The organism is Salinisphaera japonica YTM-1 (genome assembly GCF_003788585.1).
Classification (GTDB): domain Bacteria; phylum Pseudomonadota; class Gammaproteobacteria; order Nevskiales; family Salinisphaeraceae; genus Salinisphaera; species Salinisphaera japonica.
On the sequence record NZ_AYKG01000018.1, the window covers coordinates 34,442 to 53,524 of the forward strand.

The following is a 19,083-nucleotide window of genomic DNA, read 5'->3' on the forward strand; positions in this document are numbered from 1 at the left end:
GCCCGGCGTGAACCGGGGGCAAAACCTGTCAATCCGTGCGGCGCGGCCGTCGCCGCGGGTCACGATTCCGCGGGTCGTGGCCGGGCTGGCGCCGGGGCCGATCGATGCCCGGCGCGCGCTCACGGTAATCGATGCGGCCAGTGCCGAGACCGCGTATGACCTGCATCGTCAGGCCATGGCACCCAGCGCGCCCGGGCCCTGGGACGAGACCGAGCGCCGGGCCGATTTCAACCAGCTGCTGGCCCGCGTGCCGAGTTTCCTGATCGAGATCGACGGCGCGATCGCCGGGTATCTGCAGGTCCTGCCACGCCGCGAGGTGTTGCACGTGGTCAATATCGGGCTATCGGCAACGTGTCGTAACCGAGGCCACGGCACGGCCCTCATGCGCTGGCTACAGACACAGGCCCGATCGCGCGACTGTGGGCTGCACTTGAAGACCTATCGCGGCAATCGCGCGGCGTTGGTGTTCTATCAACGCTGCGGCTTCATCGAAAGCCACCGGGACGCACGTCACCGGTGGCTCGATTGGTGGCCCTAGCCCCTAGTCCTGGCCCTAGCCCTGGCCCGAGCGCACGTCGCCCCAGCGGCGTGCGTCCTTCCGGGGCGCGTCGGCCGCGGGCGTCTCGGTTTCGTTGTTGCCCTCGTCGGCGGGGCGCAAGGTATAGAGCCCGCGCAGCAGCGTAAGCGCTTCGTAGAGGCCATAGTCTTTTTCGGCCAGGCTCTGCTCGTCATCAGCCTTGGCCTCGGCCTCGGACTCAGAATCAGACTTGGATGATGCCGCCGACGGCTTGGCTGGCTTGTTGCCGGGCGAGGTCTCACCGGCGGCTTGGTCGCCTGCCGGATCGGTCGTGTCGTCGTCGCTGCCTTGTTCGGTGTCCGGGGCCAGGGTGGTGGCTGCCGGCGTCGTCGTGTCGCCGGCGGCGCCGGTATTGGTCAGCGCGCCGGGCAGGTCGGCCTCGCTGTAGCCAAAGCCGGCCGTGCGGTCGGCGGGCGTGATCTTGACCGAGGCCAGGGCGATATCCGGGGTGATGCCCTCGGCCTGGATCGAACGCCCGCTGGGGGTGTAGTAGCGTGCGGTGGTGAGTTTCAGCGCCGAGCCGTCGTTCAATGGCAACACGGTCTGCACCGAGCCCTTGCCGAAGGTGTCCCGGCCCATGACCACGGCCCGGCGGTCATCCTGCAACGCGCCGGCCACGATCTCGGCGGCCGAGGCGGTGCCTTCGTTGACCAGCACCACAATGGGGGCAGCGCTCAGCGCATCACCCGGCGTGGCCTTGAAGACGTGCTCGGCCTCGGCGGCGCGCCCGCGGATGGTCACGATCGTGCCGTCCTCCAGAAACAGATCGGAGACGTCGACCGCGGCGGTCAGAATGCCGCCGGGGTTGCTGCGCAGATCCAGCACGACACCGCGCAGGGTGTTGTCCGTGTCCTGTTTGAGCTGGTCGAGGGCTTTTTCGAGATTGTCGCCGGTGTCCTCGGCGAACTGGGTGATGCGCAGATAGCCGTAGTGATCGCCCAGCACGCGCGAGTTCACGCTGGCGACCTCGATATCGGCCCGTTCGAGCTCCAGCGTCATCGGTTTGTCCTGGCCATCGCGCAGGATGGTGAGCGAGATCTTGCTGCCGGCATCGCCGCGCATGGCCTTGATGGCCTCGGGCATGGTCAGGCCCTTGACCGGCTGACCATCGATTTCGACGATCATGTCGCCCGGCTGGATGCCCGCCTTGGCGGCCGGCGTGTCATCGATCGGCGAGACCACCTGCAGATAGCCCGACTCCATCTGGACCTTGAGCCCCAGGCCGCCGAACTGGCCGGAGGTGGCGTCCTTGAGTGCTTCGTATTCCTCGGGGTCGAGATAGGCCGAGTGTGGGTCCAGGCGCGAGACCATGCCGTGGATGGCGTTGTCCAGCAGGGTTTCGTCATCCACGGGCTCGACGTAGCCGGCCTCGATCTGGTTGAGCAGCGCGGTGAACTTGCGCAGCGTCTTCAGCGGGAGGGTCGGTGCGCTCGTCTTGTCGGTCTCGTCGGCGGCGGCCGTGTCGTTGGCGGCGTCGTCGGCCGGCCCGGGCGCCTGCTGGGGTTTTGTATCAGCGGGTGGGTCGGTGGCCGTGTCCTCGGCCGGCTGGGCTTGGGCCACGGCGGGCAGGCCAGACAACAGGCAGGCGATGAACAGCCCGAGCGATGCGCTTTGGCGGATGGTCATGTCATTGATCTCGAGTCGGGCCGCACAGGCACAAAATGCCGGTCGGCGATCGTCTTGAATGCGGTCGAAGATAGCATCAACCGGCCAGCCAGCGCCGCGGGTTGACCGGCGTTTCACCGCGCCGGATTTCAAAATAGATGCCGCTGGTGTCATGGCCGCCGCTATGGCCGGCGGTGGCGATCGGCTGGCCGGCCTGGACCGCGTCACCGACGTCGACATAGCTGGCCGCCGCATGGCCATAGAGCGAGTAGTAGTGCGCCCCGTGGTCGACGATCACGATCAGCCCGTAGCCTTTCATGTAGCCGACATAAACCACGCGCCCGCTGGCCACGGCCGAGACCGGGGTGCCCTGACGGGCCGCGAACCACTGGCCCTGCCAGCGCAGCGGGCCGCCGTTCTTGGTCTGGCCGAAAGCCGCCAGCGTGCGTCCGTCGACGGGGGGATGCATACGCCCCTTGAGCGAGGCGAAGCTCGCCCCGCGCGGGGTTTCGGGCAGGTCGGCCAGCTGGGTCTGTACCGATTGCAACAGCCGCTCGAGATCCTTGGCCTGATCGCGCATGTCGGATAACGAGCTGCGTTTCTCTGACAGCGAGCGATCAAGTGCGGCCAGGGTCTGTTTCTGTGCGGCCTGGCTTTCTTTCAGCCGGGCCAGGGTGGCCGCGCGGGTGCTGCGCTGATCGGCCAGTTCGCTCTGCTCGGCCTCCAGCGATTGTTGGCGCGCGGCCAGACGGGCCAGGATCTGCTTGAGGTCGTTGACCTGCTCGCCCTGGGCATCGGCGAAGTAACGATAGTATTCCAGCATCCGGCCCAGCCGCTCGGGCGACTCGCCCGATAACAGCAGCCGCATACGGCTGATACGCCCGGTTTCATAAGCCGCGCGCACCTGGGCCCGAAGCGCGGCCAGCTCGTCGGTCAGGCGCGCGCGTTCGGCATCACGCTGCGCGGTGAGTTTGTCGATCCGTGTTTTCTGGGTGGCGATATGCGAATCCAGCGTGTCCAGGCGTTTGCGCGTCGTGCTGATGCGCTGCTGGGCCTGGGCCAGGCTATCGGATAGATCGCTGCGCTGGTTCGAATCCGATGCGATCTTGTCGCGCACGGCCTCGATGCGATTGCGCAGGGTCGAGAGCTCTTTTCGGGCCGTGGCCCCCTCGTCGGCCGCCAGCGCAGGCTGGGCCGTCGCGCAGGCAACCGCCACGAGCAGGCAGGTCGTATAGGTGGCGATCGATCGCATGCCCGCGATTGTATGACAGCTTGCGTGGGCCGCGGCATGTACAAGGCAGGCGATCGAGTCTCGCGGGTATGCAATAATCGCGCACCGCGTATCGCCCGGCCTTGGGTCGGGGCGATTCTCGGGTCGTTTCAATTGCCGTGCCGGGCCGTTTTCTATGGATCAGCTGTTCGAATTCATCGCCGCTCACCCGCTGCTCTGGGCAGCCCTGGCGGTGATCGTAATCGTCTTCATCGCCAACGAGGTCTGGCGCGGGGCCACCGGGCGCGGCCCGATCGCCCCCGACGAGGCGATCCGTCTGATGAACAGCGAAGACGCGGTCGTGGTTGATACCCGGTCCAAGGCCGACTACAAGAAAAGCCATATCATCAACGCGCGTCACGTGCCGCTGTCGGGCATCGAGTCGCGCGCGGGCGAGATCACGAAAGATACAGGCAAGCCGGTCGTGGTCTACGATGCAGCCGGGACCCAGGCGCCCAGTGCCGTGACCAAACTCAAGGCGAAGGGCTATGAGCGGGTCTATGCCCTGAAGGGCGGGTTCAACGGCTGGCAGGCCGATGGCCGGCCGGTCACGCGCAAGTAATTTTTCAAGGAGCAATCATGGCCGAAGAGGGCAACGCCGAGCAGCCGCAGAAACAGGTCGGCCTGCAGAAAATCTATGTTCGCGACGCCTCGATCGAGGTGCCGGATGGCCCACGTGTGTTCACCGTGGCCTATAACCCGGAAGTGAACGTGGATCTGAACACCCAGATCCAGAATCTCTCGGAAGAGACCCATCAGGTCTGTCTGACGGTCACCGTCACCGCCAAGCAGGACGAGCGCACGGCCTATATCGTGGAAGTCCAGCAGGCCGGCGTGTTCCAGCTCGACGGCTTCGAGGAGGCCGAGCGCGACCAGATCCTGGGCGCTTATTGCCCGTCGGTGCTGTTTCCCTATATCCGTGAGGCTGTGGGAGACATGGTTCAGCGCGCCGGGTTCCCGCATTTTCTGTTGCAGCCGGTCAACTTCGACCTGCTGTATGCCCAGCATCGCGCCAACGAGGGCCAGGGCCCCAGCGATGCGAGTGCGGCCACGCACTGATCCACGATGACGGCCCCGCTACAGCGTTTCGCGGTTCTGGGCGCGGGCTCGTGGGGCACCGCGCTGGCCGTGCAGCTGGCCCGTCGTGGCCACACGGTTGCGCTCTGGGCTCGTGATAGCCAGGCAATCGCCGCCCATGAGGCCGCGCGCTGCAACACGCGCTATCTGGCCGATACACCCTGGCCGGATACGTTGAGCGGCGAACCGGATCTGGCACGTGCCGTGGCCGGTGCCGACGACGTGCTTGTGGTCGTGCCCAGCCATGCGCTGGCGGATTGTCTGGCCGCGCTGGCGCCGCACCTGACGCCCGATCAGCGTGTGCTGTGGGCCACAAAAGGCCTGGAGCCCGACACAGCGCGCCTGCCGCACGAAGTCGCGCGTGCCGTATTGGGCGATACGCGGGCCATGGGCGTGCTGTCCGGGCCCAGTTTCTCGGGCGAGGTCGGGCACGGGCTGCCCACGGCGGTGACCATCGCCTCGGAAAACGATGCGTTTGCCAATGACATGGCCGCGGCGTTTCACGACGGCATGTTCCGGGTCTACACCGCGCGCGATGTGATCGGCGTGGGTGTGGGCGGCGCGGTCAAGAACGTGCTGGCGATCGCGGTGGGCATCTCCGATGGCCTGGGCTACGGGGCCAATGCCCGGGCGCTTCTGATCACCCGGGGCTTGACCGAGATGATGCGCCTGGGCGCGGCACTGGGCGGGGCGCGTGAAACCTTCACCGGCATGGCCGGTCTGGGGGATCTGCTTTTGACCTGTACCGACGACCAGTCGCGCAATCGACGCATGGGGCTGGCACTGGCCACCGGGCAGAGCGTGGACGCAGCCGCCCGCGAAATCGGCCAGGTGGTCGAGGGGGTGCGCGTGGCCCGCGAAGTGCATCGCATGGCTATCGCCCACGGCATCGATATGCCGATCGCCGCCCAGGCCTATGCCGTACTCCATGAAGACATGGCCGCCACCACGGCGGTACGCCGTCTGACCGACCGCCCGTATCGCGCCGAGGCCGAATAAGCGGGTGCCACGCATCGTGTAAACTTCCGAGCCGGTCGTAGACAGCAACGGGTCTGCGAGCGGCCGGTCTGTCTGCCCGGCCCCGGGGATGTTTTCAGGGCCGTTTCAAAGAATACTAAGACGCTTATGGCGAACTGGGTCACTTTCGGACGTTTTGTCCTGTTGTTCGTGCTGCTGGCGATCATCTATTCGAATGATCCGGCCTGGCAGCTGATCAACGCGCCGCTGACCGTGTTCATCATCGCGCTCGACGGCGTTGATGGTTGGGTGGCACGGCGCTTTGGCGAGGAAAGCCTGTTTGGTGCCACGTTCGATATCGCCATCGACCGCATCGTTGAGACCGTGCTCTGGGTGGTGTTGGCGCATCTGGGCTTTATCGGGGTATGGATTCCGCTGTTGTTCATCATTCGCGGCAATCTGGTGGATGCGATTCGGAGCAAGGGCGCGGCCACCGGCACCGCGGCCTTCGACATGATGCAATCGCCCGTGGGGCGTTTTCTGGTGGCCGGGCGTTTCATGCGCGGTTTCTATGCCGTGCTCAAGGCCGTGACCTTTGCCTGGATTCTGCTCTGGCAGCCCTTCGACGTGGTCGCACCGGACTTCTGGGCCGCCAACGGCGTCTGGCTGAGCGCGATCGGCCTGGGGCTTGCCTGGGCCTCGGCGGCGATTTGTGTTGCACGCGGGTTGCCGGTCATCATCGAGTTCTGCGTTAACGCCCGACCGGGTGCCCCCCGGCCCAAGACTTGACATGCGCCTGATCATTTTCGATATCGACGGTACGCTGGTGAGCGGTGCCTCTTCAGAGGCCCGCTTTGCGCGTTTTCTATGGCAGCAGGGCGCGCTGGGGCTGCGTCAGCTCGCGGCATTCGCCTGGTTCACGCTGCGCTATCTGCCGCGTTTCGGCCGTCACGTCATGCAGAAGAACAAGGCCTATCTCTCGGGGCACAGCGAGCGCCATATCGCCGATCTGGCGACACGTTTCGTGGCCGAGGTGTTGCCCGAGGTGCTGTCGCCGGCGGTGGTCGAGCGGCTGCGGCATCATCAACAGGCCGGTGATCGTGTGGTGTTGCTTTCCGGGACGCCGCAGTTCATCGCCGATGCGCTGGCCGAGGCACTCGAGGTGCGCGAGGCGATCGGTGCCCGCTGCTGTACCGAAAACGGCGTGTTCACCGCGGCCCCACCGCGACGTCATCCCTACGGCCCGACCAAGATCGATGCCGCCGAGACGCTGGCCGCCCACGCGAAGCTACCGCTGGACGAAGCCGTGGCCTTCGGGGATTCGATCAACGATGCCTATCTGTTTCGTGTTGTCGGCGAGGCCATCGCGGTTGAGCCGGATCGTCGGCTGAGCCGTGAGGCCGTTGGCGCGGGCTGGGAAATCATCACGGGCCAGGCCTCGCCCATGGCGTGAGGGGCGCGGCTGTGGCGGGGCTCTATCTCTTTCTTATCCGCAGATGACACAGATTGCACAGATGTGGGCTCGGCGGCTTAATGGCCGGCGCGGGGATGACAGCCAGCTGAGCCGGACACGAAGGCTGGGTATTGGCGGCCTGGCCTTCTTTTGCCTCCTGCCGAGCGTTTTGCCGGGCTGGCCATCGGTCGCCATTGATCGGCCCGTCGACCGGCTTGATTCAAGGCAACAGGCGTATACGCAAACCGCAAGTAACACCTAGTCGATGCCGGCTGCGCCCGTGAATCCCAGCTGGCGCCAGGCCTCGAAGGCGATCACGGCCACGCTGTTGGACAGGTTCAGGCTGCGGTTGCCCGGCTGCATGGGCAATACGATTCGGGCACCGGCCGTCTCGCGCCGGATCGCTGGCAGGCCGCGTGTCTCACACCCGAACAGCAGGGCATCGTCGGCGCGATAGACAATATGGTCATAGCGCGTGTCGCCGTGGCGCGTGGCCGCCAGCACGCGCGAATCGCGGTGAGCCGCGCGCCAGGCATCGAAATTCGCCCATTCGTGCACGCGGGCGAACTCGTGATAATCCAGGCCCGCGCGGCGTAGCCGTCGATCGTCGAGCGCAAAGCCCAGCGGATGGATCAGATGCAGCTCGGCGCCGATATTGGCCGCCAGGCGGATGATGTTGCCCGTGTTGGGCGGGATCTCGGGTTCGTGCAGCACGATATGCATGGCGGGGCGACCGAGGCAGGCAAAGATATAGTCTAGGGGCTGTTGCCGTTTCGTACGAGTCCGCGCCAAGCGCTGTTTTGTGGCAAGACGAGGCGTAGCCCGCGCCGCGCAGTGAATCTGCGCTAGTGGGCTAGAACGCTGTATTGCCACAAAACAGCGCTTGTCCCGAAGGGTTGGGCCCAAAATCTGGCCATGCCGCTGGCTCACCTTGATCGTGGCACGCCACGATGCGACGGCTCGCGCCTTGCCTGGCCAGATTTTGGGCGCCAACGCGGCGCTCGTACGAAACGGCAACAGCCCCTAACGTCTGGCGACATCGTTCGGGCGCTCGTGCTGACAGCGCCAGCAGGCGGCGAATACGCCTTCGATCGGCTCGCCGCAGCCCGGACAGACCCAGTCGCCGGCCTTGTCCAGCGTGTCGGCCTCGAAGGCGCGGACCACCTTGCGTGCGGCCTCGGCCGTGGCCAGCGGTACCCAGACGCTCGGGTAGACGTTGGCCGGCAATTCACCCACACCGCCCCATAGATAAGCCCGGCGCACATAGGCCTCGTGGCCGTGGTCGACCAGCAGGTCTTTCACGATCTCGGCGTTGATGGGGTCGGGCGCCAGATAGACCTGGCAACAGCCGGCTTCGATGCGCATGGATACCTCGATAAAGAGCCAATTGACTTGCCTTGGCGCTTTGCTACGCTGCAAGACGTTCTCTTGCAAGACGACTGGTCATGTCCAAACCCGATAATAATAACCGCGTGCTGGCCGTGTTCGTACTCGTCGCGATGCTGCTCTGCATGCCGCTGACCGCGACAGCGCAAGACTCGGTCCGGGACGCTCCTTACACCTACAATGCACGCACGCCTTCGGCGGGTGCCATGGCTTTTGATGCGGTCATCGTGCGCCCGTTGAGCCTGGTGGCCACGGTGGGCGGCATGGGGCTGTTCATGATTTCGCTACCGTTTTCCGTGATCGGCGACAATGTCAACGAGTCCGGCGATCGTCTGGTCGGCGAACCCGGGCGTTATACCTTCACGCGTCCGCTCGGCGAATTCGAGCAGGCGTATAATAGGGACGATTAGTCAGGCCTGCATGTCGCGTGCCGGCATTGATTCCTCCCGGCACGAGAGACGGCTTCTTGGGCATCCGATTGTCTTGGCGCTTTGTGGCGCTTGTTACTGCGGTTTTGATGGGCGCTCCCGTGATCTCCCAGAGTGCGTCCGTCCAGGTCACAGACCCGGCGCGGGTGGCCACACTGCAGCAGCGCGCTGCTGACCAGCATCTGTCGCGGGACCCGGTCTGGCGGGCGCTCGTGCACTACGAGCCCAACTGGATGCGCGGCGGCGTTCACAGCGAGGTGGCTTCGCCGTGGTTTTTTCTGGCCGGTGAGGCCGGGCATACCGATCCTGCGGCCGAACTTGCGGCGAGCATTGCCGGGCTGTTTGATGCCACGCCGATCGGGCCGCGAGAGATCGCCCCGTTCTGTCTGTTCATCGCCCGGCGCAAGTTTCTGGTCGACAAGCTGGGTATCGATACGTCGGGCCTGCCGGTGAATAAATGCCAGACCTACGAGCGCTGGCGAGCCATGGTGGCCCCGCGCGAAGCCAGCCTTATCTTCCCGGCGGCGTTTCCCAACAGCCCCTCGTCAATGTTCGGGCACACACTGTTGCGTGTGGATTCCAATCGACGCAAGAACGCCACCGAGTTGTTGTCGTATGCGGTGAATTTCGCCGCCGCCGCGCCCGAGGACAAGCGCGGGCTGGGCTTCGTGTGGAACGGGCTGACCGGCGGCTATCCCGGTGTGTTTGGTCTGTTTCCCTACTATGAAAAGGTCAAGCAATACGCCTGGATCGAGAACCGTGATGTCTGGTCGTACACGCTCAAGCTGCAGGACGCCGAGCTCGATCGCATGGTCGATCATATCTGGGAGATGGATAGTGTCCGCTTCAACTACTACTTCCTGAACAAGAACTGCTCGTACCAGCTGTTGTCGTTGATCGACGTGGCCCGGCCCAGCCTGCGTCTGACCGAGCAGTACGACTGGTATGCCATTCCCTCGGATACCATCCGCTCACTGGCTGATGTGCCCGGGCTGATCGGCCCGGCCCGGTATCGGCCGTCGATGGAGGCGATCCTGCGTTCGGAAACCGCGCAGCTTTCCGATCACGAGCAGTTGCTCGCCCGCGAGATCGCGCACGGCGAACGTGCCCCGGATAATGCCGAGATGACCGCACTGGAGACGACGCGCCAGGCGGCCGTGCTGGAGGTGGCCTACGACGCGTTGCATTATCAAACCGCCAGCGAAGAAATCGAGGCGGAGATGGAAACCGCCGAAGCGAAAGCCTATGCCAACGAGATACTGGCCCGGCGGGCCGCACTCGGCGGCCGATCGCCATTTGAACCGGTCACACCGCCGGCCCGTTCGCCGGATACCGGGCATCGCTCGCTGCGGGTGAATGCGTCCACGGTCTATGCCGACGACAACACCAGTCTTGCCTTTCGGATTCGCCCGGCCTATCACGATTTGCTGGATAATCCGGGTGGCTATACCCGCGGCCAGGCCATCGATTTCGCTGATCTGGGTTTTGCCATCGACCCGGACGAGGGTGATCTCGCCATCACCGACTTCACGTTGCTCTCGATCACCTCGTTATCGCCGCGGGATGCCTGGTTTCAGCCGGTATCGTTTACCGTCGAGACGGGCGCGCGCCGGCGGCCCTCGGGGCGTGTGTTCACCGATGCCCCCGACGATCTGGGCTTTTTCTTACAGGGCGGACCGGGCCTGGCCTGGGGCCAGGGCGATCTGACTGCTTATGTGTTCGGCCAGGTATCGATCGATGCCAATCCGGGTCTGCAGCCGGGTTATGCTTTGGGTGCGGGGCCGTCCGGCGGTCTGCTGTATTACCCGATACCTGGCGTGCAGGTGCGTCTGGATACCGGTTTGATGCCTTATGCCGCAGGGGCTGACGGCCATTACGGCTGGGCACGCCTGGATGCCCAGGTGCCCCTGATCGAGGATTTCGCGCTGCGCTCGGGGATCGAGTACGAGAGCACCGAGTACAACGATGGCCTGCGTTTCAATGTCGGCCTGCAGGCTTATTTCTAGCCGTGGCGGGCGTGATCGACGACACCGGCTGGCTGGGCGGTATCCGGCACCTCCCTTCGCCCAATCACGATGCGCGCCCGGCGGACACATCGGTTGATGCGCTTGTCATTCACGGCATGACCGTGCCGCCGGGGCATTTCGGCCATGATCATGTCGCCGCTCTCTTTACCAATCGTCTGGCGCCGCGAGATCATCCGGTATTCGCCGAACTGGCCGGCCTGCGTGTCTCGGCCCATGCCGTGATCGAGCGCACGGGACGAATCACGCAGTATGTGGGCTTTGAGGCGCGGGCCTGGCATGCCGGGGTGTCGCGCTTGGCCGGGCGTGAGCGCGTCAACGATTTCGCCGTCGGCATCGAGCTGGAAGGCACGGACGACTGTGCTTACAGTCCCTGGCAATATCGCGCGCTGGTCTGGCTCATCGGCGTGCTGCAGGCGCGCTATCCGGCGATCACTGCCGAGCGTATCGTCGGCCATGCAGATATCGCCCCCGGGCGCAAGACCGACCCGGGGACGGCCTTCGACTGGGTGGCTTTGCGCAATGTTGTTGCCACGGGGTAGGGGCTGGCAGTCCCATCGCTTATCATGCGCCCTGATCATCGAGATAAGGACCAGCCCGTGAGCGAGGAATACAGCCGTTATCTGGACGTGGCCATTCGAGCGGCCAGGGCCGCCGAAGATGTTATTGCCCGGTATTACCGCACCGATATCGATGTGACCCGCAAGGCAGATGCCTCGCCGGTCACGGTGGCTGACGTCGCGTGCGAGCAGGTGATCAAGCAGATCTTGGGCGAGGCGTTCCCAGAGCACGGCTTTTACGGCGAGGAGCTCGGGCGTGAATCGATCGATGCCGATTATGTCTGGCTGATTGACCCGATCGACGGCACCAAGAGCTTCGTGCGCGGCTATCCGATGTTTTCGACCCAGATTGCGCTCATGCACCAGGGCGAGCTGGTCGTGGGGGTGTCCAACGCGCCGATGTACAACGGCGGCGAGCTGATGGCCGCGGCCAAAGGGGCGGGCGCGACGATGGACGGTCAGCCTATCGCGGTCAGCGCCGTCGAGGCGATCAGCGAGTCCAGCCTGTCGCTGGGCAATATCGGGGCGCTGGGCGCCTCACCGGCCTGGGACGATATCGGCCGGCTCGTGGGGGACGTGCACCGGATCCGTGGCTACGGCGATTTTCTGCATTATCACCTGTTGGCCGGCGGCGCGATCGACATGGTGATCGAGTCCGATCTGAATATTCTGGATATCGCCGCACTGGCGGTGATCATTCGCGAGGCCGGGGGCGATGTAACCACCTTGGACGGTCGCCCGCTGGATCTGGAATCTCGTACGCTGCTGGCGACCAACGCCCGGCTGCGCGAGCCTGTCAACGCGTATCTGACCGGTTGGGACGATACGCGCGACGGCCCGAAGGGCTAGCCGATCAGACCAGCGCCGGCGGCTCGGCGGCCCGGAACGATACGATCGACCACCCTTCGGCGCGCGCCCGCGCGGCCAGACGCTCATCCGGGTCCACGGCCACGGGCCGATCGGCCCACTCCAGCAGCGGAATATCGTTGTGGGAATCCGAGTAGAACGTTACGCCGTCGATCGCCGGGCCGGCATGCTCGGCCAGAAATGCTTTCGCGCGCTCGATCTTGCCCGCCTGAAACGACGGCACGCCGGCGATATTGCCGGTATAGCGTCCGTCGATACGCTCGGGTTCGACCGCGATCAGATGGTCGACGGCCAGTAGATCAGCGATCGGGGCCGTGACAAAGGCATTGGTGGCCGTGATGATCGCAATCAGATCGCCGCGCTGGCGGTGATAAGCCAGCACGCCGCGCGCATGAGGCGCGATATGGGGCGCGATGCGCTCTGCCACGAAACGCTCTCGCAGGCTGGCCATCGTCTCGTGGCCGTGAGTCATCAGTGGGCCCAGGGCGAAACGCTGGTATTCGTGGATATCGAGGGTGCCTTCGGCGTATTGCCCGGCGAAACGCTCGTTGGCCGCGGCATAGTCCGCAGCTTCTACCCAGCCGGTATCCACCAGGAAACGATTCCATTCGTAGTCGCTGTCGGTTGCCAGCAATGTCTGGTCGAGATCGAAAAAAGTCAGATGCACGAATTATCCAGCGCTTGATGAGATGACGACCGGCATCTTCGCGCGAATTCATGGCCGGCGAAACCACGCGGGCGAACCGAAACGATGCGGGCGCGCGCATGCACGGATTGTCGGGCAAACCATGGCCGGCGGCGGTCGCTGACGAGGGGACAAAACCAGTTTTTTCGTTTCTTGCCGATTTATGAAAGAATCAAATCAGTATTTTTACCGAAGGTATCAACGTGATCGATGCACAAGGATACCGCGCCAATGTCGGCATCATCCTGAGCAATCCTTCAGGTCAGGTGTTCTGGGCCAAGCGTATTGGGCAGCAATCCTGGCAGTTTCCTCAGGGTGGCATCCGTCGCGGAGAGCATCCTGAGGCAGCGCTCTATCGGGAGCTGGAGGAAGAGGTCGGGCTGCGCCCGGAGCACGTCGAAATCATCGGCAGCACGCGCAACTGGCTGCGTTATCGGCTGCCCAAGCGCTATATCCGGCGCCACAGTCAGCCGCTTTGCATCGGCCAGAAGCAGAAGTGGTTCATGCTGCAGCTTGTTGCCGACGAGTCTTGTGTGCGTTTTGATGCCTCGGCCAAACCCGAGTTCGATGGGTATCGCTGGGTCGATTACTGGCACCCGATCAGCGAGGTCGTTTTCTTCAAGCGTCATGTCTATCGCCGCGCGCTGGACGAACTGGCGACCTGCCTGGAAGAGACACCGACCTAGGGCGTGTCGTCATGAGATATGGCCTCGCATTGCCCGCGCCGGGTGCGTTGGGCAAAGCGCGGGCCGGCGAGTGTGACGGGCCACGCTCACGGGCTGCCAGTGGCATGGCACATTCCGCGCGAGCAACCCCCAGAACATAACGATGAGCCGGTGGCCGAGCTACAGCAATCCGGCGTTATGTTTCATCTGCCTGGCTCGCTCACTCACGTGGAATGATCACGCCTCACTCGCGATGACTTGTCTTGTTGCGGCTTGGCCCCCGATGCGCGGCCTCACCTTGTGACGCGACGCCCCAGTCCGATATTGACAGCGGCCAATGACAGTATGAAACTGAGTCGGCACGACGGTAGTTGACAATCATTCGCATTCAGAGTGTACTGCCGTCGGAGGTCAGCTTATGTATGTCTGTATCTGTAACGCGGTCACGGACTGCCAGATTCGCAAAGCCTACTGCGACGGCGCCTGCAGCATGCGCGCACTACGCGAAAAGCTGGGTGTGGCCGGCTGTTGTGGCCGCTGTGCGCCCTGTGCCAAGGATGTGTTGACGCAGTGTCGCCAACAGAACGCGCGCCAGGAACAGGCTGGGCAACGCGTGCCTGTCACCCGCGACGATGAGCTGACCGAACCGGTGGCCGTCGCCGGTTAGCGCTGCCTGATTGTTGTCCTCGCCGGGCTCGGCTAATCTGGGCGGGAATCCGCCGGCCGAACAGGACCCCTTATGAAAGGCGACGCTAACGTCATCAAGCATCTGCAGGAAGCGCTCAAGCTGGAGCTGACCGCGATCAACCAGTATTTCCTGCATGCCCGTATCTACGAAGACATGGGCTTTTTCGAACTCGGCAAGCACGAGTACAACGAATCGATCGAGGAAATGCAGCACGCCGATCGATTCATCCAGCGTATTCTGTTTCTCGATGCGCTGCCCAACCTGCAGGATCTGGGCCGGCTACGCATCGGCGAGCACCCCAAGGAAATGCTCGAATGCGATCTGGCCGCGGAATACGAGGGCCACGCGCACTACAAGGCCGCGGTCAAGGTCTGTGAAGAGGCCGGCGACTACGGCACGCGTGATCTGTTCGTTGAGATTCTGTCCGACGAAGAAGAGCATATCGACTACATCGAAACCCAGCTTGGCCTGATGGAATCGATGGGCGAGCACAACTATCTGCAGTCGCAGACCGGTGCCGATATCAACCAGATTCCGGAAACCGGCAACCCCGAGAAATGACCGGGCCTGTCAGGCGATAATCCGGGATAAAAAAGCCCGTCGCCTGTTGCCAGGCGACGGGCTTTTTTTCAGGCGCGGCGGTCAATCAGAACGGTTTGACGATCGCCAGCACCACGATGGCCACGAGAAAGAATGTGGGCACTTCGTTCATCAGGCGGAAATAGCCGGCCGAGCCGCTGGCCCGGTCTTCGCGGAATTTCTTGACCTGGATCTGGCACCAGCCGTGAAAGCCCAGCAACAGCACCACGAGCAGGATCTTGGCGTGAATCCAGCCGGTGTTCATGAACCAGCCCCAGCCCAGCATGCCGATCAGCCAGATGCCGAAGACGATAGTGGCCACGGCCGCGATCGACATCAGGATCGAGAGCCGTTTCTCCATGATCTTGAAGCGCTCGCGCCCCACGGTGTCGCTCGCCTCGGCGTGGTAGACGAACAGCCGCGGCAGATAGAACAGCCCGGCGAACCAGGCCACCATGAAGATCACGTGAAAAGCCTTGACCCATAGATACATGACTTGTCTCTCTTATCGAACCCGGCAAGCGGGCTGGGATGATTAATGCACGGTATTGTACCCAGCCCGGGCCAGACGTACCGGCGTGCGGCTAGCGCCGATACGTCGCGGCCACAGTGGCCGGGGTGAGAATGCCGTAGGGAATGGGTTTGCGGCCGGTCAGCGCGCTGTTGCGCTGTACGATCAGAGCCTCGGCCTCGGTGGACTCGAACTGATCATAGGCCTCTTGCAGACTGGCGCGCACATCGATCGAGAAGGTATCGGCGCGATGGGCCGGGATATCCATCAGATCAATGGCATCGTCAGGGGCGAACGCTGCCAGCAGCTCCTCTCGGGTCTTGTCGGTCTTTTGTTTATCGGTCTTCGTCATGTCAGCCGGTGCCTCGCCGGCTGCCTGTTCACTGCGATGGGCGCGCTCGGCCAGGGCGCGCCCAAGCTCGTCGGGGCGCATGAGCTGCAGTCGGCCCTCCTCGGGGCGGATCAGCAACCAATCGATCTTGGCCGCCAGCGCGCGCGAGACCGTGGCGTAGGTGGTCTGGGCGTCCAGGACACGGAATTTACGATTCATGGTGGTGAGTACGCTGGCCCGACGCAGATATTGCGATACCGGGTCATTGCGATAATCCAGGCCGCGACGGCGCAGCAGCAGCCGGAAGATCGAGTCCGAGACCGCCACGCGGCGCGAAATCACCAGCGCGGTGATGATCACGAGCATGCCCGGGACCACGATCGTCGTCTGGCCGGAAAGTTCCAGCAGGGCGACCAGGGCCGACAGCGGGGCCTGTAACACCGAGGCCATGAGCGCGCCGATCCCCAGCAGAGCATACAGCCCGCTCTCGCTGATCGGCAGGCCCAGGTGCTGGGCCGCGGCACTGCCCCAGGCGCTGCCCAGCGCGGCCCCGGTCACGAACATGGGCAGGATGATCCCGCCGGGCATGGCCACGGCCACGGCCATCAACGTGGCGACGAGCTTGGCGATGCCGATACCAAAGGCCGCCCCGACGAAGAACTGCCCGGCCAGGGCCTGGTTCACGGTCTCGAAGCCCAGGCCCATGATTTCGGGGAAAACCGCTGCCAGCAAGCCTGTCACCAAACCGGCCAGCGCCATGCGCAGACTGACCCGGATATTTGAAAGTGCCGGGCCCAGCGCGCCGGCAGCCCGCACGAAGCCGCCGCCCAGCGCGCCGAAGACCGCGCCCATCAAGGTCATGACCGGCAATTCCACGGCATGAAAGTTTTCTGCCGCGCCGGTCAGCTGTGGGTGCAGGTTGGGCAGATCGAGTGTGACCAGCGAGCCCGTTACGGCTGCCAGAATGATCGGGGCAAAACCGGCGATCGTGTATTCCATCATCACCACTTCCATGGCGAAGATGACCGCGGCCAGCGGGGTGTTGAACGAGGCCGCGATACCGGCGGCCGTGCCGCAGCCCACCAGCGTGCGCACGCTGTTGTTGGGCAGGGCAAGACGCCGTGCCAGCCAGCTCCCGACATAGGCCCCGCTGTGCGCGGCCGTGCCTTCGCGGCCCACCGATTGCCCGGTGGCGATCGCGAACGCCGACCCCGCCAGGTCGATCACCGCGGCCTTGAGCGGCAGATAGCCCTGGTAATACATCAGCCGCTCGATGATATGAACGATGCCGTTTTCCAGCGACTTGAGCCACCATTCAACGATTAGACCCAGTAGCAGAGCGCCCACAAGCGGCACGGCCAGGCGCACGGCCAGGTCGGCGCTGACAAACGTGCCGCCGGCGTTGCCGAACAACGCGAATATCGGCAGCCGGATGCCCTGAATCGCGCCGTAGAGCAGCAGAATCACGCCGCCCGATAGCGCGCCCGTCAGCCCGCCCAGTACACAAAGCAGGCCAAGCCCGGGCGTGTTCTCGACATCCGCCAGCTGGCCGCGCCAACGCTCGACCGCCCGTGACCACTGGGCAGCCAGGCGGCGTCGCATATGGTCGCGTTTGGACATGGGGCGGGTCTGGGGTTGCCAATATCTCGCGTGTAGTATGCGCGTGGTACTGGCAACGAAACAGGTCTAGCCTCATGACAGGCACCCAACGCATCGGAATCGTCGGCGGCACCGGCTATGCAGGCGCCGAACTGCTGCGCCTGCTGAGCCATCACCCGCAGGCTGAGATCACGGTGGTCACGTCACGCGGTGAAGCCGGTACGCCCGTGGCCAGCGCGTATCCACAACTCGACGGCCTGACCGATCTTGTCTTCGAAGCGCCGAGCGTGGAGACACTGTCGCGTTGCGATGTCGTCTTCTTTGCCACGCCGCATGCCGCGGCCATGCACGATGTGCCGGCGCTGCTGGCAGCCGGCGTGCGCGTGATTGATCTCTCGGCTGATTTTCGCCTGCGTGATCCCGCACTCTGGGCGCGCTGGTACAACGCCGAACATGTGGCGCCCGAGCTGATCGAGCGAGCGGTCTATGGCCTGCCGGAATTGACCGGCCGTGCGGCAATCGCCAATGCTGATCTGGTGGCTTGTCCCGGCTGCTATCCCACGGCTGTCTTGCTGGGCTTCATGCCGCTTTTAAAGGCCGGTATCGTCGATACCGAGCGCCTGATTGCAGATGCCAAGACCGGCGTATCCGGGGCGGGCAAGAGCCTGAAGCCGGGTTTTCTCTATGCCGAAATGGCCGATTCCTTCAAGGCCTACGGTGTGGCTGGCCATCGCCATCTGCCGGAAATCGAGCAGATGCTGGGCCAGATGAGCGCGGATAAGCCCATCGGGCTGACGTTCGTGCCGCATCTGGTGCCCATGATTCGTGGCATTCACGCCACGCTCTATGGCCAGCTGACAAGCAACGAACATGATCTGCAGGCGCTGTATGAAAACGCCTATGCCGATGAGCCGTTCGTGTCCGTGCTGGCCGCGGGCCAGACGCCGGAGACCCGGCACGTGCGCGCCACCAATCAGTGTCGTATCGCTGTTCACCGGCCACAAGACGGGGCTCAGGCCGTCGTGTTGTCGACCATCGACAACCTGGTCAAGGGCGCGGCCGGCCAGGCGGTACAGAACTTCAACCTCATGATCGGGATCGACGAAACCACGGCGTTGACACAGATCGCCCCGATCCCGTGAGACAATGACCCAACGGGCCGACAGACCCGACACCGACTGTCGCGATGTGGCACAACACGTAACGTTTGTATTGCATGAAACGCTGATGCCCCCCATGTCGTATGATGAACAGTCGCGGGTTCGACAGGAACAACGCTTATGAGCACTACCGAAGTCACTGAAACAACGACCGCCGATGCCCAGGACGATGCCCTGGTGTTTACCGACGCGGCCGCGCTGAAGGTCAAGGAACTCCTCGAAGACGAGGCCAATGACGCGCTCAAGTTGCGGGTATTTGTCTCGGGCGGTGGGTGTTCCGGCTTCCAGTACGGCTTTACCTTCGATGAAAACGTCGAAGACGGCGACACCCTGATCGAAAAACAAGGCGTGTCCCTGCTCGTCGACCCCATGAGCGTGCTCTACCTCATGGGCGCCGAAATCGATTTTTCGGATGGGGTCGAAGGCGCGCAGTTCGTGATCCGTAACCCCAACGCCACAACGACTTGCGGCTGCGGTAACTCGTTCGCGGTATAAAAGCCGACCTGCGCGCCTTCGTCCCCTTGAGGGGACGATTCGCCGCAGGCGAATAGGGGTGACAAATAATCCCAAAAGCTTTGCGCCAGCAAAGCCCGCGCGAATGCGCGGCGCAGTTCGTGATCCGTAACCCCAACGCCACAACGACTTGCGGCTGCGGCAACTC

Annotated in this window: 21 protein-coding genes and 1 pseudogene; 15 read left to right on the top strand and 7 right to left on the bottom strand. The window is 63.9% G+C overall.

The annotated features are described in order from the left end of the window. The first annotated feature begins 7 nt into the window (after positions 1-7). A complete protein-coding gene (locus tag SAJA_RS07005) occupies positions 8-538 on the top strand; it encodes a GNAT family N-acetyltransferase (protein WP_123657956.1) in 531 nt (176 codons plus the stop codon). Between the two features lie 318 nt (positions 539-856). On the opposite strand, the pseudogene SAJA_RS07010 reads toward SAJA_RS07005, so the two are convergent. Both SAJA_RS07010 and SAJA_RS07015 read right to left on the bottom strand, forming a co-directional pair. Beyond that, positions 857-2,203, bottom strand: a pseudogene (locus tag SAJA_RS07010) (S41 family peptidase); the annotation flags it as partial. A 76-nt stretch (positions 2,204-2,279) separates the two neighbouring features. Further along, entirely contained in the window at positions 2,280-3,434 is a 1,155-nt protein-coding gene (locus SAJA_RS07015) for a murein hydrolase activator EnvC family protein (protein ID WP_123657958.1), read from the bottom strand. Between the two features lie 154 nt (positions 3,435-3,588). On the opposite strand from SAJA_RS07015, the gene SAJA_RS07020 reads away from it, so the two are divergent. The 5 genes from SAJA_RS07020 (at position 3,589) to SAJA_RS07040 (ending at position 6,939) form a co-directional block, all read left to right on the top strand. Continuing rightward, on the top strand, positions 3,589-4,014 hold the full coding sequence (locus tag SAJA_RS07020) for a rhodanese-like domain-containing protein (protein ID WP_123657959.1): 426 nt from the start codon (positions 3,589-3,591) through the stop codon (positions 4,012-4,014). A gap of 17 nt (positions 4,015-4,031) precedes the next feature. Next, positions 4,032-4,511 carry a protein-export chaperone SecB gene (gene secB, locus SAJA_RS07025; protein ID WP_123657960.1) on the top strand — a complete coding sequence of 160 codons (480 nt, stop codon included), beginning with the start codon at positions 4,032-4,034 and terminating at the stop codon, positions 4,509-4,511. Positions 4,512-4,517: 6 nt separating this feature from the next. Beyond that, complete coding sequence (locus SAJA_RS07030; protein ID WP_123657961.1) at positions 4,518-5,528, top strand: NAD(P)H-dependent glycerol-3-phosphate dehydrogenase; 1,011 nt, start codon at positions 4,518-4,520, stop codon at positions 5,526-5,528. Positions 5,529-5,654: 126 nt separating this feature from the next. Further along, positions 5,655-6,275: a CDP-alcohol phosphatidyltransferase family protein gene (locus SAJA_RS07035; protein ID WP_123657962.1), complete on the top strand. Its 621-nt coding sequence runs from the start codon at positions 5,655-5,657 to the stop codon at positions 6,273-6,275. A 1-nt stretch (position 6,276) separates the two neighbouring features. After that, positions 6,277-6,939 (top strand): HAD family hydrolase, encoded by a 663-nt coding sequence (locus SAJA_RS07040; protein WP_123657963.1) that lies wholly within the window; start codon positions 6,277-6,279, stop codon positions 6,937-6,939. 258 nt (positions 6,940-7,197) lie between these two features. Here SAJA_RS07040 and SAJA_RS07045 read toward each other — a convergent pair whose 3' ends face one another. Beyond that, on the bottom strand, positions 7,198-7,662 hold the full coding sequence (locus SAJA_RS07045; protein ID WP_123657964.1) for a tRNA (cytidine(34)-2'-O)-methyltransferase: 465 nt from the start codon (positions 7,660-7,662) through the stop codon (positions 7,198-7,200). A gap of 300 nt (positions 7,663-7,962) precedes the next feature. After that, positions 7,963-8,304: a putative signal transducing protein gene (locus SAJA_RS07050; RefSeq protein ID WP_123657965.1), complete on the bottom strand. Its 342-nt coding sequence runs from the start codon at positions 8,302-8,304 to the stop codon at positions 7,963-7,965. Positions 8,305-8,384: 80 nt separating this feature from the next. Between SAJA_RS07050 and SAJA_RS07055 the strand changes: the two genes are divergently transcribed. The 4 genes from SAJA_RS07055 (at position 8,385) to SAJA_RS07070 (ending at position 12,186) form a co-directional block, all read left to right on the top strand. Beyond that, positions 8,385-8,735 (top strand): hypothetical protein, encoded by a 351-nt coding sequence (locus tag SAJA_RS07055; protein WP_123657966.1) that lies wholly within the window; start codon positions 8,385-8,387, stop codon positions 8,733-8,735. A gap of 107 nt (positions 8,736-8,842) precedes the next feature. Then, positions 8,843-10,759, top strand: coding sequence for an Lnb N-terminal periplasmic domain-containing protein (locus SAJA_RS07060; protein WP_123657967.1), 1,917 nt, complete (start codon positions 8,843-8,845; stop codon positions 10,757-10,759). 2 nt (positions 10,760-10,761) lie between these two features. Then, positions 10,762-11,319, top strand: a complete 558-nt coding sequence (gene ampD / locus SAJA_RS07065) for a 1,6-anhydro-N-acetylmuramyl-L-alanine amidase AmpD (protein WP_123657968.1) — start codon at positions 10,762-10,764, stop codon at positions 11,317-11,319. Between the two features lie 57 nt (positions 11,320-11,376). Continuing rightward, positions 11,377-12,186, top strand: coding sequence for an inositol monophosphatase family protein (locus tag SAJA_RS07070; RefSeq protein WP_245963253.1), 810 nt, complete (start codon positions 11,377-11,379; stop codon positions 12,184-12,186). Between the two features lie 4 nt (positions 12,187-12,190). Here SAJA_RS07070 and SAJA_RS07075 read toward each other — a convergent pair whose 3' ends face one another. Next, positions 12,191-12,871, bottom strand: a complete 681-nt coding sequence (locus SAJA_RS07075) for a histidinol-phosphatase (RefSeq protein ID WP_123657970.1) — start codon at positions 12,869-12,871, stop codon at positions 12,191-12,193. A gap of 221 nt (positions 12,872-13,092) precedes the next feature. Between SAJA_RS07075 and SAJA_RS07080 the strand changes: the two genes are divergently transcribed. The 3 genes from SAJA_RS07080 to bfr all read left to right on the top strand — a co-directional run bounded on the left by SAJA_RS07080 (position 13,093) and on the right by bfr (position 14,803). Next, on the top strand, positions 13,093-13,575 hold the full coding sequence (locus SAJA_RS07080) for an RNA pyrophosphohydrolase (protein WP_123657971.1): 483 nt from the start codon (positions 13,093-13,095) through the stop codon (positions 13,573-13,575). A 397-nt stretch (positions 13,576-13,972) separates the two neighbouring features. Further along, a complete protein-coding gene (locus tag SAJA_RS07085; protein WP_123657972.1) occupies positions 13,973-14,221 on the top strand; it encodes a (2Fe-2S)-binding protein in 249 nt (82 codons plus the stop codon). 72 nt (positions 14,222-14,293) lie between these two features. Further along, a complete protein-coding gene (gene bfr, locus SAJA_RS07090; RefSeq protein ID WP_123657973.1) occupies positions 14,294-14,803 on the top strand; it encodes a bacterioferritin in 510 nt (169 codons plus the stop codon). A gap of 85 nt (positions 14,804-14,888) precedes the next feature. On the opposite strand, the gene SAJA_RS07095 is transcribed toward bfr, so the two are convergent. Further along, complete coding sequence (locus SAJA_RS07095) at positions 14,889-15,314, bottom strand: CopD family protein (protein WP_123657974.1); 426 nt, start codon at positions 15,312-15,314, stop codon at positions 14,889-14,891. A gap of 91 nt (positions 15,315-15,405) precedes the next feature. Next, the gene (locus SAJA_RS07100) at positions 15,406-17,283 is read right to left on the bottom strand and encodes a chloride channel protein (RefSeq protein WP_123657975.1); all 1,878 of its coding nucleotides are present in this window, start codon (positions 17,281-17,283) and stop codon (positions 15,406-15,408) included. A gap of 74 nt (positions 17,284-17,357) precedes the next feature. Between SAJA_RS07100 and argC the strand changes: the two genes are divergently transcribed. Together argC and erpA are read left to right on the top strand one after the other, a co-directional pair. Beyond that, positions 17,358-18,404 carry an N-acetyl-gamma-glutamyl-phosphate reductase gene (gene argC / locus SAJA_RS07105; protein ID WP_123657976.1) on the top strand — a complete coding sequence of 349 codons (1,047 nt, stop codon included), beginning with the start codon at positions 17,358-17,360 and terminating at the stop codon, positions 18,402-18,404. Between the two features lie 138 nt (positions 18,405-18,542). Next, entirely contained in the window at positions 18,543-18,917 is a 375-nt protein-coding gene (erpA, locus tag SAJA_RS07110; RefSeq protein ID WP_123657977.1) for an iron-sulfur cluster insertion protein ErpA, read from the top strand. Positions 18,918-19,083 lie beyond the last annotated feature (166 nt).